Below are 17,773 nucleotides of genomic sequence, written 5' to 3'. Positions count from 1 at the left end.
ATGTCAAAATTAGAAACTATATATAAAGTTCTATCTTTAAAGCAATTAAGTGTAGATCAATTAGATGAATATTATTGTGATTTATTTTCTTCAAGGGGTGATAATCCAATAAAAAGAATTAAGAGAAGACTTTTACAAGATAAAACTGGAGAATTACATTGCCTTTTAGCTGGTTTTGCAGGATGTGGAAAAAGCACAGAACTGAATAAGATGCAAAAAGAGTTGGAAAATGATTTTTTCGTTTTAAATATTTCCATTCAAGATGAATTAGATCCTGTTAATTTTAATTATACAGATTTAATTATACTTATAATGCAGAGGTTATTTGAGTATGCTAATGATAACAATCTTCATATAGTACCATCATTACTAGAGAATATTAAAAATTGGACAACCTCGGAAGAAATAAGTAAAGTTAAAGAATTTTCAAATGATTTTGAAACATCAATTGGAGCCGAGGCTGGCTTTTCAATTCCTCTTTTGTCAAAATTTTTTACTACACTGAAAAATGTAACTAAGCTAAATTATTCTGCAAAAAAAACTATTAATGAGGTTGTGGAACACAAACTTGCGGACTTGTTAAGTTTATGTAATGATTTAATTAGAGAAATTTCACATGCACTATTGACTAATAATAAAGGACTATTAATAATTGTAGAAGATACTGATAAGTTAAATATTGAAATAGCATCCAAACTTTTTCATATTCATAGTTCGGTATTTACTAGTTTAAGAACAAATATGATTTTTACATATCCTATAGCTCTTAAATGTAGTCATATATCAAATATCATTAATGGAGCTTTTGATAGCAACGTTTATGAATTACCAATGGTAAAAGTTTATCACAAAAATGGAACAGAAAATGCCGAGGGGATTAATGATTTAATAGAGTTAATAAAGAAAAGAGATGTGTATGACTGTATTGAAAGCGAAGATCTATTAGTGAAATTTATTCAATCGAGTGGTGGCTGTATACGAGATTTATTCAGAATGATTATTGATGCTGCTGATTATGCCTTAGATGATGACTTAGAGATTATTGAAGAAAAGCATTTTAATAAAGCTTTTATTAAGTTAAAGCGTTCTTATAAAGAAACTATAGCAGAAAAAATAAAAGAGGATGGGAGTGTTATTAGTGCTAATGATTATTATGAGGCACTAGAGAAATTAAATAAGAGTACGATCAAGCAATTAGATAATTCCGAGGTAGATTTGGATCTGAGACACAATTTGTCAATTTTAGGATATAATGGAGAGGGTTGGTATGATGTACATCCTGTTGTTAAAGAAATTTTAAAAGAAAGGGAAATAGAAAGAGAAAGTGAAATTTAGTACCGAATATCATCAAAACTTACGTTCTCTTGAAAGATACTTTATAAATACTATAGGAGGATCTTTCCTATTCTGTGTTTCCAATGATGAAATATTAAGAAAACAGGTAAATACTTCTCTTGAGAAAGTTCTAGAAACTAAATCAAAAAAAATTATTTGTTTTTCCTTTAAAGATCATTTTAAAAATGAAATATCAATTTTTGATAATATTTCCAATTTTATTAATAATAGGAATATTGAAGGTTTAATTATTAATGATTTGGATAATGTTTTGCTTGAAAAAGAGCTTAGTTTTTTAACATTGTTAAATTTTTCAAGGGAAGATTTATTATCTTTAAACATACCTATTCTTTTTTGGATAAATCACACTACGACGTCCAAATTAAGTTATTATGCTAGAGATTTATATAATCAAAGAGCAACAAATATTTATTTTGATGAGATATTTAATGATGAAACAGAAAATTTGGGAAATGCATATGTATTAGAGAAAATTGCTGAAGGAAATAAAGATATTGAACATCTTGCATTAAGAGTTAATACATTAAATGAACAGCTATTAAAAGCAAAAGAATTAAATGTACCTATTAAAAAACAGGCAAATGACATTATTGCTGATTTATTAGAGGTATATTCTTCAATTCCATTTTCCGGAAAAGAAATATCACGCTTGTTGAAAGAATATAAGTCTTTTTTTGATATTGATAATCCAACAATAGCTTTAACACTGGCAACAGCATATAAATCTATAAATAATTATAAAGAAGCTGAAAGGTTTTATAATATCTCTTTAAACGGGTATAAGCTTTTGGCAAATAAAAAAAATGATATATTCTCTGAAAAAGTTGCTATTGTATTGAATAATTTTGGAAATTTAAAGATCCAAATGAATGATTTTACTGAGGGTGAAGTTTTTTATAAACAAGCGTTAGATATATATAGAAAGCTAGCAGCTAAAGAACCAAAATTTAATTCATCAGTTGCAACTACTTTAAATAATTTAGGTAATTTACAGCTTAATATGAATGAGTTTTCAGAGGCTCTAAAATCGTATTCTGAGGCATTAGAAATACGTAAAATATTAGTAGAAAATGACTCTGAAAAATTTCAACCAGAATTAGCAAACAGTTTATGTAGTATTGCAAATTTAGAAAAAAGAATGAATGAGTTTTCAAAGGCTGAAAGATCTTATCTTGAAGCTTTGGAGATCTTAAAGTCCTTGGCACAAAAAAATCCGCAAAAATTTCTTGCAGATGTTTCTCTTATATTAAATAATTTGGGAAATTTATATTCAGAGAAAAATGAATTTGTTGAGGCTGAGATTAATTATAAACAATCTTTGGAGCTTAGGAGAAGACTTGCAGAAGAAAATCCTAATAAATTTTTAATTTATGTATCTACAACATTAAGTAACTTAGGTAATTTGTATAGCAAAATGAATGAGTTTTCAAAGTCTGAAGAATATTATCTCGAAGCTTTGAATATTAGGCAGAAATTATCAAGTAAAAGTGAAAAAGTATTTTTTCCTCTTATTGCAAATATATCAAATAATTTAGGAAACTTATATGTAAGAGAGGGCCTTTTTTCAAAGGCTGTAACATTTTACACTGATGCATTAGATATAAGAAGAAAATTAGCTCTTGAAAATCCCCAGAAATTTTTACCTGATGTTGCTACCACACTAAATAATTATGGAAATTTATTAACTATACAAAATGAACTGATAAAAGCAGAAGAAGCTTATTTTGAAGCAATAAATATAAGACGAAAACTGGCTAATAAGAATCCCAAGGTATTTTTATCTAATGTTGCCAGTACATTATCTAATATTGGTCAGCTTTATACCAAAAAAAATGAAAAAATAAAAGCAAGAAATTCATTTATAGAAGCTTTTGAAATACAGTCTGAATTGGCAAATAGCAATCCTCAAAAATTTCTTTCTAAAAAATGGGAAACATTATATAATTTCTGTCTTCTGGTAATTGATGATAAAGAAGAATTAAAAGCATATTTAAAAATACTAGAAGATGACCTGGATAAGCTTAAATATTATCCAAATTATTATAAATATGCAGATGCATATAATCTTTTAAAAAATAAAATTGAAAATAATTAATGATTTTTGTAACGGGTGCTACCGGAATTCTGGGAAGAATAATTGTACTGGAACTTCTTAAAAGAGGAAAAAATGTACGTGCTTCCAAAAGACCGGGCAGCAATTTAAACGAAGTAAAGCATTCATACAGCTTTTATACGGAGAATCCCGACGATTTTTTCAATAAAATTGAATGGGTAAACGTGGATTTTGATGACCTCGATTCCTTAAAAACTGCACTGCAAGATGTAGATGAAGTATATCATTGTGCTGCAAAAGTGAGTTTTCATCCCAAAGATGAAAAAGAAATGTACCATACGAATATCAATGGTACAGAAAATCTTTTGTATGCCTGCGAAGGATCAGGCGTTAAAAAATTTCTCCATGTAAGTTCCGTTGCCGTCCTGGACAATTTCAATGAAAAAGGAGAACTTGATGAAGAATCTGACTTTAATCCGAAACTGGAACATTCTGCATACGCTATTTCTAAACATTTATCAGAAATGGAAGCCTGGAGAGCTTCAGCAGAAGGTCTGAATGTGATCATTATCAATCCCGGAATGATCGTAGGAAGCGGAAACTGGAGTCAAAGCAGCGGTGAGCTTTTCTCAACCTTTGAAGATAATAGTTTTACCTTTTCAGGAGGTTCTGCCTACGTTGATGTAAGAGATGTAGCCAATACCGCTATTGGATTAATGGAAAATAATCTTTTCGGGGAACGTTTTATTATTGTCGCTGAAAACAAGAGGTATGCAGACCTTGCCAAACAGGTAAGAACACGATTGGGGCTTAAAGATGCCAGAATTCTTTCACAATCTGTACTCAATATCGGAAGAGTTGCCAATATCCTTTTCGGATGGCTCATTCCAAAACTGAAAATGGTTACCCGATCAAATATCGAGGCCATTTCTTCATTCAACACCATTTCCAATCACAAAGTCAGAGAAAAACTAAACTATCAGTTTATCCCTGTAAAAGAAAGCATAGACTTTCACCTGAATAATTATATTAACGACAAAAAGCTGAAGAAATGAACCTTGCAGAGGCAATTATCCTTAAAAATGTAGAAAAACATCCTATAAAAGCAGCTATCGGATTTAAAAAGAAAGATGCAGCATGGAAAGAGCTGAGCTGGAAAAAATTCAGTGAGATTATTTTTAAAACGGCCAATGCTTTAAAAGAATCCGGAGTTCAGGAGAATGACAGAGTCGCTATTTATTCAGACAATTCATCGGAATGGATGATTATGGATCTGGCTTCTTTGGCGATTGGTGCTGTCACGGTACCTGTTTATTCTACCAATAATGCTGAGCAGGCAGAACATATCATCAACGATTCCGGAGCGAAGGCTGTTTTAGTAGGAAATCAAATGCAGTATGATGCCTGTCTTGAGTTTTTACATAAAGAAGAAAACAATCTGGAAACCATTATTGTTTCCAAAAAAGCAGTGTGGATCAAGAAAGAATTCAACAGTTTTTATCTTGAAGATTTTATCGCAAAAGCTTCATCAGAACTTGAGATCTGTAAAAAAGAAAATGATGATACAGCCACATTGATCTATACTTCCGGAACTACCGGAATCCCAAAAGGAGTAATGCTTACCCATGGAAATTTCATCAGGGCATTCGACTCACACTTTGAGTTTTTTAAGTTTAAAAACTTTGAAGAAGAACTTTCACTGGCATTCTTACCTTTAAGCCACGTTTTTGAAAGAAGCTGGAGTTTACTTTGTTTATACGGTGGTGCACGTGTTTATTTCCTTGAAGATCCTAAAAATGTAGCCAAAGCACTGGAAGAAGTAAAACCTACTGCCATGTGTGCCGTACCGAGGTTTTTCCAGAAAGTATATGCCGGAGTTCTTGAAAAAGCGGAAGAAGGTTCATCATTGAAGAAAAAGATTTTCGACTGGGCGATTAAAACCGGATGGGAAACCGCAGAATTAAGAAGAAATGAAAGACCGGTACCTTTTGGATTAAAATTCAAAGAATCTGTAGCTGATATGCTGGTTTTCAGTAAAATTAAAAATAAAATGGGTGGAAGACTTTGGTTCCTGCCTTGTGGCGGCGCTTCTTTGTCGCCGGAAGTTACCCGTTTCTTTGAATCAGTGGGAATTCATGTAACAGTAGGATATGGGTTAACGGAAACTACGGCAACATTGACGCTTTTCCCTCTCACTCACTTTGAACATGGTACGAGTGGAAAACCACTTCCTGGAGTAGAAATGCGTATTGGAGAAAATGATGAAATCCAGGCCAGAGGCAACGGAATCATGAAAGGCTATTACAACAAGCCTGAAGAAACCGAGAAAGTATTCACAGATGACGGATGGTTCAAAACCGGTGATGCAGGAAAATTTGATGATAAAGGAAACCTGATCATTACAGACAGAATCAAAGATCTGATGAAAACTTCCAACGGAAAATACATTGCTCCCCAACAGATTGAAAATCTTCTGACCAACAATAATTTTATCCAGCAGATTATGCTGGTTGCAGAAGGAAGACAGTTTGTTTCAGCATTGATTGTTCCCAATTTTGAGTTTTTACAGGAGTATATCAAAAAGAATAATATTCCTTTTACCAATTGGGAAGAGGCGGTAAAAAATGAAAAGATAATCAATCTTTATAAAGAGAAAATTAAAGAATTACAAAACCATCTGGCAGACTATGAAAAAGTGAAGAAATTCACCTTAATGCCTGCCGAATTTGATATCAATACCGGAGAAATTACTCCTACCTTGAAAGTCAAAAGAAATGTAGTGATTAAAAAATACGCAGATATTATAGAGAAAATGTACTAAACAGTACACTTAAATTAAACTATGACGACACAAGATTTTATAGGAAAAGAAAATTTCACCATTCATACCCAAACGGTTTCAGAAAGCTGTCCGTCCAATATTGCCCTGATCAAATACTGGGGAAAATATGCTGGTCAGATTCCTGCTAATCCAAGCATCAGTTATACCTTAAACCATTGCAAGACCAATACTTCAATGGAATTTACAGCGAACGAGCCTTTTTCAGTACGGACTTTCCTGGCTGGAAATGAAGAAGTGAAATTTGCCGAAAAAATTGAAAAATATTTCAGAAATATAGAGCAGTATCTTCCGTGGATTTTAAAAGGAAAATATATCATCAGAACAGAGAATACATTCCCGCATAGTTCCGGGATTGCAAGTTCAGCTTCAGGATTTGGAGCCATTGCAAAATGTCTGATGGCTTTAGATGCTTCCTTTACTGAAAAAACATCTGAAGAAGAGTCATTGAGAAAAGCTTCATTCTTAGCAAGATTAGGAAGTGGAAGTGCATGCAGAAGCTTATATAACGGACTTGTGGTGTGGGGAAAAACGGATGAGGTAGCCGAAAGCTCAGATTTGTTCGGAGTACAATATCCTGATGCAGAAATTCATGAAGTCTTCAAAAACTTTAATGACTGGGTTTTGCTGATTCATGAAGGACAGAAAAGTGTTTCTTCAACGGTAGGACATGGTTTGATGAATACCAATCCTTATGCAGAAAGAAGATTCCGGGAAGCAAGGGAAAACTTTGTTCCCATGAAAGAAATCCTGAAAAACGGAGATATGGAACGTTTCATCAAGCTGGTAGAACATGAAGCACTTACACTGCATGCGATGATGATGATGAGTGATCCTGCTTTTATCCTGATGAAAACAGGAACTTTGGAAGTTATCAATAAAATATGGGATTTCAGAAGAGAAACCGGTCTTCCTTTATTCTTTACGCTGGATGCAGGAGCGAATGTTCACCTTCTGTTTCCATGCAATGGTTCTGAGGAACAGATGAAAGCTTTTATTGAAGCTGAATTATTACAGCATACTCAAAAAAATGGAGTAGTAAAGGATGTGATGAGATTCTAAATAAGAATAAATATTCAATGGGAGTGGGCTTTTTAGCCCACTTTTTTAATCCTCAGTAACAACCGTTTCTCGTTCGCCATCTTCTTTCTTTCCTTCCTCTATCATGATTTCAGCCTCAGCTTTCTCCTCAGATGTTGCTGTTTCTATCAATTCTTCCTGCTCATCGTTGTGATGATCTATGAAAAACTCGCAGTAGACCGGAAGGTGGTCTGATCCAAAATTCTCCAATGTCTTCAGCTGTTGAATAAAAATATCTTCACTGTGAAACATCAGATCGATAGGAAACCTTAAAAGACGGTATTTTGCATGAAACGTAGAAACAAAAGAGTGCCCGATTCTGGGATCTATGAGGTGACTGGTTTTTCTGAAAAGAACAGATGATCGTGACCATGCAACATTATTGAAGTCTCCTACCACAATAACCGGTTTTTGGATTTCTTTTACACGCTTGGCAGTACTTAAAAGATCGCCATCTCTTTCCTTTGATGTTTCTTCCTCAGTAGGACTTGGCGGCGGAGGATGAACCCCAAAGAAAACAAAAGAAAAGCCATCAGCTGTTTTCATGTGGATCTCGATGCTCGGAATATCATCAGCTACAAAATAATGGGTTTTCGCTTCCTTAATCTCAACTTTTGAATAAAAATGCATCCCATAGGTGTTTTCGAGAGTCACTTTATGTTGGAAACCGTATTCTTTTTCTAAAGGTCTCATTGCTTTTTCCCAATCGCCATTGCTTTCCATGGTCATGAAAAAATCAGGATTATGTTTTTTGACAAGTCCGATGAATTTCTCATACTCTTTATTGAACTGATACACATTGGCGGAAATAAAATGCAGTTTATCAGAAGACCTGTGACGCTGTCTGTGTTTTTTTACAGGATAGAAATGGGTATATCTGATCAATGTTTGACCATGATAAATGAACATAACCAGCAGAAGACCCTGATAATACCAGAAATATTCTGTAGAATCTATGAAGAAACCTAATAGAAAAGTAAAGCATATAAGGTAGGTGACCTGTATTTTAGCAAATTCAGGAACTCTGAATATCCAGTGAGAATGCTGTATTTTTGGTAATATAGTCATGACCAGAAGAACTATGGCCAGTGTCAGGTAAATAATCCACATATAAAATCTCTGAAATAATTGGGTTACAATTTAAGGAAAATGAATTTTAAAATTTGTTAATCAATTTAAATTTTATTTTATCTATTTTTAATTATCTAAATCCATACTATGAATAAAATAATTTTATTTCTTTTTCTGATCAGTATTTCGTGTTTCGGCCAGCAGAATAAAGATATTGAAAAACCTATCCGAAACCTGTTCCTTGGTATGAAAAATGCAGACTCTGAGTTGGTAAAATCCGCTTTTGCAGAGAATGCAGTGCTGCAGACCATTACAAAAGAGGGTACTGTAAAAAGTGACAGCATACAGGATTTTGTTGTTTCGGTTTCAAAATTTACAAAAGGAGATCTGGATGAAAGAATTATTATAGAAGCCATTCATACGGATGGAAATCTGGCCAGTGTATTTACTCCTTATTCTTTTTATGTAAAGGGAAAATTATCCCATTGCGGGGCTAATAGTTTTCAGCTCGTAAAACAGAATACCGAATGGAAAATTCAGTATATTATTGATACAAGAAGAAAAGATAACTGTAAAGAAATACAGTAATAAAATTAAAAATTAGTTTAAAATCAGAAAAAATGAAGATTCATCATATCGCCATCATCTGTTCAGATTATGACGTTTCGAAGGCATTTTATACGGAAATTTTAGATCTGAATATCATCCGTGAAGTATACAGAGAGGAAAGACAGTCTTATAAACTTGATCTGGCCATAGGAGATCATTATGTGATTGAGCTGTTTTCCTTTCCTAATCCCCCACAGCGTCCGTCACGTCCCGAAGCATGTGGCTTAAGGCATCTCGCTTTTTCTGTAGAAAATGTTTCGGAAAAGCGAAATGAACTCATGGAAAAAGGGTTAAACTGTGAAGAAATCCGAATCGATGAATTCACCGGAAAAGAATTTTTCTTTACCCGGGATCCCGACCAGCTGCCGTTAGAGTTTTATGAAATGTGAAAAATTAGTGGGCGTATCCTGCAAAGAAACTCACCGCCATAATGGCTAAAACAATAGAAGAAATGACTACATATACGTAGTCTTTTTCTTTTAAATAACCTATTAAAGCGAAAACAATTCTCATCAGAGGAGTGAAAATCAGTAAAAGAATACCCAGCTGAATAATAGCCGTACCTTCTCCTTTACATAAAGAGTCCCAGAAATGCCCCCAAACCTTTTCAGAAGAAGTTCCTACCACAAGACTGGTATATTTTTCAGGCATTTTAAAACCCTCAAAAAATAACTTGACAAAACCAATCAGCGATGTAGCCACAGACAGAATAACACCCAGTCTCAGAAGATTTCCTACCGAACGGTTCAGATCTACATCTGTAAAATTCTTTTTCATTATCTGAAGCTTTTGTTGATACCGTTATACATCATGTAAATAGAAAGAATGGTAATAACAATGGCAAAAAATACTTTTAATTTTTTAGTCTTCGATACCATCAGCGTTTTTGAACCTATAAAACTTCCGATAACAACTCCTATCAATACGGGAGCTACAATTACCGGAATGATTTCACCTCTCTGGAAGTAGATCAGTGCACTGGCCACAGCCGTTACTCCGATCATGAAATTACTGGTAGTTGTAGATACTTTGAAAGGAAGCTTCATCATATTGTCCATTGCCAAAACTTTCAATGCACCGGAACCAATTCCTAGAAGTCCGGACATTGCTCCCGCAAACATCATCATCAAAAATCCGGGAACAGTATTTCTTGCAGAATAGCTTTTCAATACTCCTTTATCAGGGAATGTTCCGTATAATTTCAGTTTTTCTTCCAAACTTCCTTTTACTAAAGGTTCCTGGTGATCAGGTTTTCCTTTAAGATTTAAAATAACTGTTAGAAGAAGAATACTTGCAAAAATAATTCCGATGGTATTGGGGTTAAGCATTCCGGAAACCAGGGCACCAATAATAGCTCCTGCTGTGGTGGCTATTTCGAGAAACATTCCGATTCTCATATTGGTAAAGCCTTCTTTTACGAAAGCTACTGCCGCACCGGAAGAAGTTCCGATCACAGAGATAAGCGAAGCACCGATAGCATAATGCATTGGAACACCAAAACCTAGCGTTAATAAAGGAATGATAATAACTCCTCCTCCTAAACCTGTAAGCGAACCTAAAAGACCCGCAGAAATTGCGCCAAGGAAGAGTATGATGATTTCTGACATACTACAAATAATATTACAAATATAAAATTATTGTGGTAGTCTGCCAAACATTTGAAAAAGATAAATTTAACGTATTTTTGCATGCATGAAAAATGAGTTGAAATTATTTTATATCATCCTCGGGGCAACGCCTGAAGGAAGAAATATAGAACAGCACGATGTTTTCTTCGGAATAGCGGAAAATCTTAAAGATCTGGTTCCTGATATGAAAGAATTTTGGAAGGAAGCTGAAGGAAAAATTCATCTGGACTGCTATCAGGAAGTGAGATTTGCAGATGGGTACAAAGTGGAGATTGTAGAAAAAGGAGAGAAATCTTCGGAAAATCAGTTGTTTTTTCTGAATTTAGGCGGGTACAAACCTGGTTTTTTTGAAGAATTTCATGAGCAGCACTTAATGGTAGGGCAGTCTATGGGAGAAATTGTAAAAAGAGCAAAAGCAACCGAATTTTATCAGACAATGGGATTTGAAGGCGCTGTAAGTCATATTGATGATAAACATGGAGTGGATATTGATGATATATTCAATGTAAGTGATATCCTTCCTGCCTCTATGAAAGAAAAGTATTCTATCGTTCTTCAAAAGTCTGATGAAGAAAATCAGGAGAACCCGATGGGGCTTGGCTATTTAAAAATCGATAAAATTCAATAAGCGTAAATCTAATAAAAATAAAAAATGAAAATAGGAATTCTGGGAGGCGGACAGCTGGGAAGAATGTTAATACAAAGTGCATTGAAGTATGATGATGAGTTTTATACGCTGGATCCGGCATCTGATGCTCCATGTCATAATATCTCATATTTTACACATGGAAATTTCAATGATTATGAAACGGTTCTGAACTTCGGAAAAAATAAAGATGTTGTAACCATTGAAATAGAACACGTAAATGCTGATGCATTGGCAGAACTTGAAAAGCAGGGAATAAAAGTAGTTCCCAATGCCAATATTATCAAAACAATCCAGCAAAAGATCCTTCAGAAAGAATTTTATAAAGCTCATGATATTCCAAGTCCGGAATTTCAGGTGGTGTGGAACAGTGATGAGAAGATTATCATGCCACTGCCATTTGTTCAGAAGATGAATACAGGAGGATATGATGGAAAAGGAGTACAGGTAATTAAAACGGAAGAAGATTATCAGCATATATGGACTGAAGCTTCTGTTATTGAAAGTCTTGTAGACATTGAAAAAGAGCTTTCTGTGATTGTTGCAAGAAATGAAAAAGGAGAAACCAATATTTTCCCGGTAACGGAAATGGTAGCTGATCCAAAACTGAATCTTTTAGACTTCAATGTATGTCCGGTTCTTCTTACAGAAGATGTTCAGAACCAGATTGATTCTATTACAGAGAAATTTCTGGCGGCTGTGAACTCACCGGGATTGTTTGCTATCGAATTATTCCTTGATAAAGAAGGAAAAGTGTGGGTGAATGAAACTGCTCCAAGGCTTCACAATTCAGGACATCAGAGCCAGGAAGGAAATACTAATTCGCAATTTGAGCAGATGTACCGTGTGGTGAAAAACTTACCTTTAGCTGATACAGACGCCATCACTTACAGTGGAATGCTGAATCTGGTTGGAGCAGAAGGATACGCTGGAAAAGTAGTGTATGAAGGAATGGAAGATGTTCTTAAACTTCCTGAAACATACATTCATTTATACGGTAAAACAGAAACCAAACCGGGAAGAAAAATGGGACACATCAACGTTCTTGCAGATTCCAGGGAAGAGCTTATGGAAAAGCTTGTACAGGTGAAAGGAATGGTGAGAGTAATTTCTGAATAACCCAATTAAAACATATAAAAGGGAGCTGTTTGAAAGATAACAGCTCCCTTTTTTGTTATGAGATTATTTAAGAGTAAAGGGCTTTAGCCCGTTTACAAATGATTATCAATTCAAATGGCTTTAGCCAAAACTTAATTCCAGGTTTCGGTTAAAACCAATTTTATTTCTATGGTTCACATCGGGCTAAAGCCCGACGCTATTGATTATTGATGAAAAAAAATGATTATTCGTCCATCGATAACTTTCATCATCCCTCTTCCTGCTTCCAGCTTTATTTAAAAATCTTCTGAATCACATTTCCAATCTCCATAAAATCTCCGTGATTTCCTACAGAACGTATTTCCGGACTGTTTTTGTCGTATTCTGAGAAAGGAAAAATAAGAAGGTAATTATTGTCTTTCAGGTTCCTGTTCAACAGTTCAGGGATCAGTCTCATTCTTGGAATATAGGATTTCATGCCGCGTTTTGCCATCAGAATAATCAAGGCTTCATCATCTTTCAGCTGGGCAGCAGTTCTTTCACCATCCTGCCATGTGCTCATGATAATGAATTCTGCTTCTATATTGGCTTTTTTAATGATTTTCTGAAGAATATCAATGATGTTTTCAGGAGCATAAAAGACAACTTTGGCCCCGGAATTTCTGGCAATATTCCACACCCTCAGCAATGCATGGAAGAAACCTGCTTCCTGATGAGCATTTTCGGGAATCATCACTGCATATTTTTTAATGGTGGAAAGCGGTTGTGCAGCATGGTAAACCAGTACATTCACATCATCATTCTGCAGATAACCGTTGTAAAGATTGTATACAAAAGAAGGGGAGAACCCTTTTTCATCTTCCAGTCCAATAATGAGATCGGTGATTTTCTGTTCTTTAATCACATTATTCACTCCGTTGATGACATCATTGTCATATCTTTTTAAAGACTGTAATTTTACATCTGCCGCCGCCGCTGTATCTGCTGCCTGGTGAAGAAGTTTCTCCGCATTCTTAACCGAAGATTCATTTTTGTCTTCGTTGATGACATTCAACGCAAAAAGATCTTCTGTATTGGAATGTGCTTTGATCAGAATTCCCAGATTCACCATTCTCTCAACCGTTGCTTCGTGGTTGATGGCTAAGAGAATATTTTCTTCTTCATGGGTATTTCCGGAAACGGTATCTTCATTGTCACTTTCCGCAATTTTCTGGGCACTGTCCATAGAAATGAAAGAAGAAATTGTACAAGAGATTAGGATCAGCAAAATACTTCCGTTCAAGACATGCTCATTCAGCAATCTTACGGGTTCTCCGGTTTCGGTTTCAGAAAGGATGATGTTGTAACCTACCATTACAGAAGCCAGTGTTGCCGCTGCAGAAGCGGAGCTTAATCCGAAGATCAGTTTTCCTTCCTCTTTGGTCAGCCTGAATGTTTTTTGAGTGGCAACTGCAGAAAGATATTTCCCTCCGATAGAGGCTGCCAGCATAATTCCTGCTACTTCGAGGGTTTCCCAGCTTTTGAAGAACACCTTGAAATCAATCAGCATTCCTACACTGATCAAAAAGAACGGGATGAATATGGCATTTCCTACAAACTCAACCCTGTTCATCAATGAAGAAGTGTGAGGAATAAGTCTGTTCAGAGCCAATCCGGCAAAGAATGCCCCGATGATGGCTTCTACACCAGCCAGTTCAGCAAGCATAGCCGCCAGATAAATCATCACCAGTACAAAAATATACTGTGAGATTTTATCATCCACTCTTTTGAAAAACCAACGGCCAATAATAGGGAATACAATAAGTACAATCAGGGCAAAGACCACAAAAGAGACCGATAATTTAACCCAAAACTCTGTTCCTACCTCACCCTGGGACATTCCTACAATCACAGCAAGTACCAATAAGGCAAGAATATCGGTGATCATTGTACCTCCAACGGTGATATTAACGGCCTTGTTTTTCGCAATTCCCAACTTACTCACCAATGGATAAGCAATAAGCGTGTGAGAAGAAAAAAGACTGGCAAACAGAATGGAGGTCAGCATGGAGAAATGTAAAAGATAATATCCTCCCAGATATCCCAATACAAAAGGGGCTGTAAAGGTATAGATACCAAAAGTGAGACTTTTCCATTTGTTCTTTTTAAAATCGCCCATATCAATCTCAAGCCCAGCCAGAAACATAATGTAAAGAAGCCCGGTAGTTCCTGTTACCACAATACTGCTGTCTCTGGACAAAACATTGAATCCGTTCGGACCAATGATGGCCCCGGCAATGATAAGTCCCAAAAGGTGAGGAACTTTGATTTTATTAAGCAGCAATGGTGCTGCAAGGATGATGACCAGTACCAACAGGAATTTCAGTACCGGGTCTTCTATAGGAAGACTCAGGTTGTGTATACTCAGTAAAATCATATGTGTTTATTTTGTGGAACGTACTAATTCAACAGAGAACTTGGCGGTACAGCCATCAGAAGTAATAGTTCTGGTTCCTTTGATCTTGTTGTCTGAAATATCATTAAGAAGAACGCTCATTTCTACATTCTTTTTGGCTGTAGAATCGGTTTTGAAAGACAGTCTGATCTCATTGTTTTCAAACTTGCCCGTATACAGCCTTACCAGATTATTGTTATTGATGATTTTGGTGATGGGCTGGGTAGAATCATTGTCGAATTCCCAGATATCAGTACGCTGGTCGCCCACAGCATATTCGCTGCAGTTGGATTCTGTACAGATTACCTTACCGTTCCATGGGCCGGAAATTTCCGTAGGCCATACAGCAGCAATTACTACAGAATCTTTTTTGGAAAAAATACTGTCTCTCATTTTTAGAAGAGACTGATATTCGGATTCTTTTTTTGCGAATACTTTTTCTTTTTCTAATAATTGTTTTTCCCTGTCTGTCAGGTTCTTTTCCTTCTCTTTGTAATTACAGCTTACCAATAGAAAAGAGGCAGCCAGCAATAAAAAAAATGTGTTTTTCAGCATATTGTATCGGTTGGAGTATACAATATAAGGAAAATGAAGGAAATACAAAACCCAGCAGGAACAGATCTGATTTTAATTATATTTAATAAGTTAGAAAACAGTTGAATAGATAGGGTAAGATAATTTGATATTATTTTCTGTTTTAAGATTCAATTCTTTGTCTTTTGAACATCTCCGGTTTGTAATTAATAATGAAAACTCCACAGATAATCATGACAGCTGCAAGAATAAATTTAAACGTTACTTGTTCATCCATAATCAGCCAGCCTAGAAATATGGCAATAATAGTGTTGATGTAAGCAAGGATAGAAACCTGAACCGGAGAAATTTTCGTCAGTGCATAATGAAAAGCGAAAAAAGCAGCAACAGAACCAAAAACAGCAAGGTATAACATCGCTGAAATACTTTTGATTGTCCAGTTTCCGAAGTTGTAATTTTCAGAAAACAGAAAAGCAAAAATAACCTGAACTACTCCTGCAAAGAGGAACTGATAGAACAGATTCAATGTAATATTTCTGCTTTGGATGTTTAATTTCTTAGTGAAAATAGTTCCCGAGGCCCAGCCTGCTATGGCACAGAAAAGGAAGATCATTCCCATTCTGTAATCAGGATTGGCAAGATCTTTAAGTCCGTCCCAAAAAATAAAAAGAATGCCGCTGAAACAAAGCAGAACGCCACTAAGTGCGCGTACACTGAATTTCTGCAATCCTACAGCTACACTTCCCAGAAACACAAGAATAGGAGAGCATGCACTGATCAGCGAGGCAAGACTGCTCGAAACAGTTTCTTCAGCCACGGTAGTCATCCCATTCGCTACCACCAGCATCAGGGATGCAAAAATAATCTGATATCCTAAACTTTTCCAGCCAATCCACTTGAATTGCTTTCTCGAAATAAGAACAATAAGCATGATAACAGAAGCCAGAAACTGCCGGATTCCCGCTACAAACCATGCAGGAATTGTTTCCACAGCAACACGGATAGCTAAAAAAGTAGTTCCCCAAACGATAGCAACGGTAAGAACAGCAAAAATAAGTTTATAATCTTTCAATGTATATTAAGTAGTGTAATCAACAAAATTAGCCGTTTTAAAATGATTATGATGGGTACAGTTGCTTTGTTTTTTACTGATACAGATAGAAAAAATAGAGATAGTACATGGAGTTTAAAGAACTTCCGGCCTCCTTCTTCCAACTTCCATCTTTATTTTTTATCTTTGAACATCTAATAAAATTGAAGATGGTAGGAATTATTATGGGCAGTCAGAGTGATCTGCCGATCATGGAACAGGCTGCAAATTTTCTTAAGAGCCTTGATATCCCTTACGAATTAACTGTAGTTTCGGCGCATAGAACACCTGAAAGAATGTTCGATTATGCAAAGACTGCTCAGGAAAGAGGTTTAAAGGTAATTGTAGCAGGAGCAGGAGGAGCGGCACACCTTCCGGGTATGGTAGCGAGCTGTACTACGCTTCCGGTAATCGGAGTTCCGATCTTGTCCAGTAATTCTATAGACGGATGGGATTCTGTATTGTCTATTCTTCAGATGCCTGGAGGTATTCCGGTAGCTACCGTAGCCTTGAACGGTGCACTGAATGCAGGAATTTTAGCAGCGAAAATCTTAGGAAGCGGCAATGAAGAAGTAGCCGCAAAACTTCAGAAATATCAGGATTCTTTAAAAGATAAAGTACTTGGAACTGTGGATGATATTAAAGCTCAGCATCCCAATCATTTTGATAAATAGTTTATTTTTAAATGTCCTGTCCTAAAAGTCAGATACATCTTTTGAGAATAGAATATTTGAATATGCCTCCTGTATAGGGGTACGAATAAAATCAGCAAAAACTGAGGCTGTCCAAACTTTTTCGGACAGCCTCTTTTTATTCCTGAAGCATGTTATCACGGGTGTTTTTCTGGACTGCAATGGCTCCGAAGAGAGCGAGTAAAAAGGCAAAGGCATAAAAACCTTTTTCACTTGGAAGAATAGTTGCATTCCAAAGCCCTATTGCCAGTAGTACGATAGATGATAACGTGGCAAACCAGCAGATTCCATAGTAAATGTCTGTCACCTGAATGTTTTCTAATCTATCACGTACTGCTTTCTGCAACGAAACCACGGCAAATAAACCATAAAGAAGGATGGTGAAATAATATCCCTTCTCATTCAGCAGCATTTCTGCTCTTGCAAGACCAACAATAAAGCCAATCATTCCTGCTCCCAAAGCTACCCACGACGCAGCAACGAATGCATTCGATACTCTTTGTTTTTTCATAGTTTAATGTTTTATTTAAGAGGGCTAAGATATTCATTTTTTATAAATACAGCTCTAATAGAGAGAAAATATAGGGAAGAATCCGGAATAACTGTATGACGTATATTTATGTTTGGGCTAAAGCCAATGGAT

General features: G+C 35.6%; 17 protein-coding genes. 10 read left to right on the top strand and 7 right to left on the bottom strand.

Features of this window, described 5'->3' with window-relative positions; all coding sequences use genetic code 11:
• The 5 genes from BW946_RS17610 to BW946_RS17590 are packed head-to-tail and all read left to right on the top strand — an operon-like array spanning position 1 to position 7,310.
• Complete coding sequence (locus tag BW946_RS17610) at positions 1-1,335, top strand: P-loop NTPase fold protein (RefSeq protein WP_076597413.1); 1,335 nt, start codon at positions 1-3, stop codon at positions 1,333-1,335.
• A complete protein-coding gene (locus BW946_RS17605; protein WP_076597412.1) occupies positions 1,325-3,451 on the top strand; it encodes a tetratricopeptide repeat protein in 2,127 nt (708 codons plus the stop codon). The genes BW946_RS17610 and BW946_RS17605 overlap by 11 nt, the downstream gene beginning before the upstream one ends.
• Positions 3,451-4,464 (top strand): NAD-dependent epimerase/dehydratase family protein, encoded by a 1,014-nt coding sequence (locus BW946_RS17600; RefSeq protein ID WP_076597411.1) that lies wholly within the window; start codon positions 3,451-3,453, stop codon positions 4,462-4,464. Before BW946_RS17605 ends, BW946_RS17600 begins: the two co-directional genes overlap by 1 nt.
• Positions 4,461-6,230, top strand: coding sequence for an AMP-dependent synthetase/ligase (locus BW946_RS17595; RefSeq protein ID WP_076597410.1), 1,770 nt, complete (start codon positions 4,461-4,463; stop codon positions 6,228-6,230). Before BW946_RS17600 ends, BW946_RS17595 begins: the two co-directional genes overlap by 4 nt.
• Positions 6,231-6,251: 21 nt before the next feature.
• Positions 6,252-7,310 (top strand): diphosphomevalonate decarboxylase, encoded by a 1,059-nt coding sequence (locus BW946_RS17590; RefSeq protein WP_076597409.1) that lies wholly within the window; start codon positions 6,252-6,254, stop codon positions 7,308-7,310.
• A gap of 45 nt (positions 7,311-7,355) precedes the next feature.
• Here the strand turns inward: BW946_RS17590 and BW946_RS17585 are convergent, their stop codons facing one another.
• Positions 7,356-8,438, bottom strand: coding sequence for an endonuclease/exonuclease/phosphatase family protein (locus tag BW946_RS17585; RefSeq protein ID WP_076597408.1), 1,083 nt, complete (start codon positions 8,436-8,438; stop codon positions 7,356-7,358).
• 108 nt (positions 8,439-8,546) lie between these two features.
• On the opposite strand from BW946_RS17585, the gene BW946_RS17580 reads away from it, so the two are divergent.
• Both BW946_RS17580 and BW946_RS17575 read left to right on the top strand, forming a co-directional pair.
• Positions 8,547-8,987 carry a nuclear transport factor 2 family protein gene (locus BW946_RS17580; RefSeq protein ID WP_076597407.1) on the top strand — a complete coding sequence of 147 codons (441 nt, stop codon included), beginning with the start codon at positions 8,547-8,549 and terminating at the stop codon, positions 8,985-8,987.
• 32 nt (positions 8,988-9,019) lie between these two features.
• Entirely contained in the window at positions 9,020-9,397 is a 378-nt protein-coding gene (locus tag BW946_RS17575; protein ID WP_076597406.1) for an SMU1112c/YaeR family gloxylase I-like metalloprotein, read from the top strand.
• Positions 9,398-9,401: 4 nt separating this feature from the next.
• Here BW946_RS17575 and BW946_RS17570 read toward each other — a convergent pair whose 3' ends face one another.
• Complete coding sequence (locus BW946_RS17570) at positions 9,402-9,785, bottom strand: DUF1634 domain-containing protein (protein ID WP_076597405.1); 384 nt, start codon at positions 9,783-9,785, stop codon at positions 9,402-9,404.
• Entirely contained in the window at positions 9,785-10,615 is an 831-nt protein-coding gene (locus BW946_RS17565) for a sulfite exporter TauE/SafE family protein (protein ID WP_076597404.1), read from the bottom strand. Before BW946_RS17565 ends, BW946_RS17570 begins: the two co-directional genes overlap by 1 nt.
• A gap of 97 nt (positions 10,616-10,712) precedes the next feature.
• On the opposite strand from BW946_RS17565, the gene BW946_RS17560 reads away from it, so the two are divergent.
• Positions 10,713-11,264 carry a DUF1543 domain-containing protein gene (locus tag BW946_RS17560; RefSeq protein WP_076597456.1) on the top strand — a complete coding sequence of 184 codons (552 nt, stop codon included), beginning with the start codon at positions 10,713-10,715 and terminating at the stop codon, positions 11,262-11,264.
• Positions 11,265-11,288: 24 nt separating this feature from the next.
• Positions 11,289-12,401: a 5-(carboxyamino)imidazole ribonucleotide synthase gene (locus BW946_RS17555; RefSeq protein ID WP_076597403.1), complete on the top strand. Its 1,113-nt coding sequence runs from the start codon at positions 11,289-11,291 to the stop codon at positions 12,399-12,401.
• 271 nt (positions 12,402-12,672) lie between these two features.
• Here the strand turns inward: BW946_RS17555 and BW946_RS17550 are convergent, their stop codons facing one another.
• From BW946_RS17550 to BW946_RS17540, 3 genes are all read right to left on the bottom strand, one after another.
• Positions 12,673-14,796 (bottom strand): cation:proton antiporter, encoded by a 2,124-nt coding sequence (locus tag BW946_RS17550; RefSeq protein WP_076597402.1) that lies wholly within the window; start codon positions 14,794-14,796, stop codon positions 12,673-12,675.
• Positions 14,797-14,802: 6 nt separating this feature from the next.
• Entirely contained in the window at positions 14,803-15,369 is a 567-nt protein-coding gene (locus BW946_RS17545) for a hypothetical protein (RefSeq protein WP_076597401.1), read from the bottom strand.
• A 142-nt stretch (positions 15,370-15,511) separates the two neighbouring features.
• The gene (locus BW946_RS17540; protein WP_076597400.1) at positions 15,512-16,420 is read right to left on the bottom strand and encodes a DMT family transporter; all 909 of its coding nucleotides are present in this window, start codon (positions 16,418-16,420) and stop codon (positions 15,512-15,514) included.
• A gap of 188 nt (positions 16,421-16,608) precedes the next feature.
• On the opposite strand from BW946_RS17540, the gene purE reads away from it, so the two are divergent.
• On the top strand, positions 16,609-17,112 hold the full coding sequence (purE, locus tag BW946_RS17535) for a 5-(carboxyamino)imidazole ribonucleotide mutase (RefSeq protein WP_034699885.1): 504 nt from the start codon (positions 16,609-16,611) through the stop codon (positions 17,110-17,112).
• Positions 17,113-17,248: 136 nt separating this feature from the next.
• Here purE and yiaA read toward each other — a convergent pair whose 3' ends face one another.
• Positions 17,249-17,641 (bottom strand): inner membrane protein YiaA, encoded by a 393-nt coding sequence (yiaA, locus tag BW946_RS17530; protein WP_034699887.1) that lies wholly within the window; start codon positions 17,639-17,641, stop codon positions 17,249-17,251.
• Positions 17,642-17,773 lie beyond the last annotated feature (132 nt).

The organism is Chryseobacterium sp. RU33C (genome assembly GCF_900156015.1).
Lineage (GTDB): Bacteria > Bacteroidota > Bacteroidia > Flavobacteriales > Weeksellaceae > Chryseobacterium > Chryseobacterium candidae.
The sequence above is the reverse complement of the archived record's forward strand: the minus strand, read 5'-3'. Positions and strand labels throughout refer to the sequence as shown.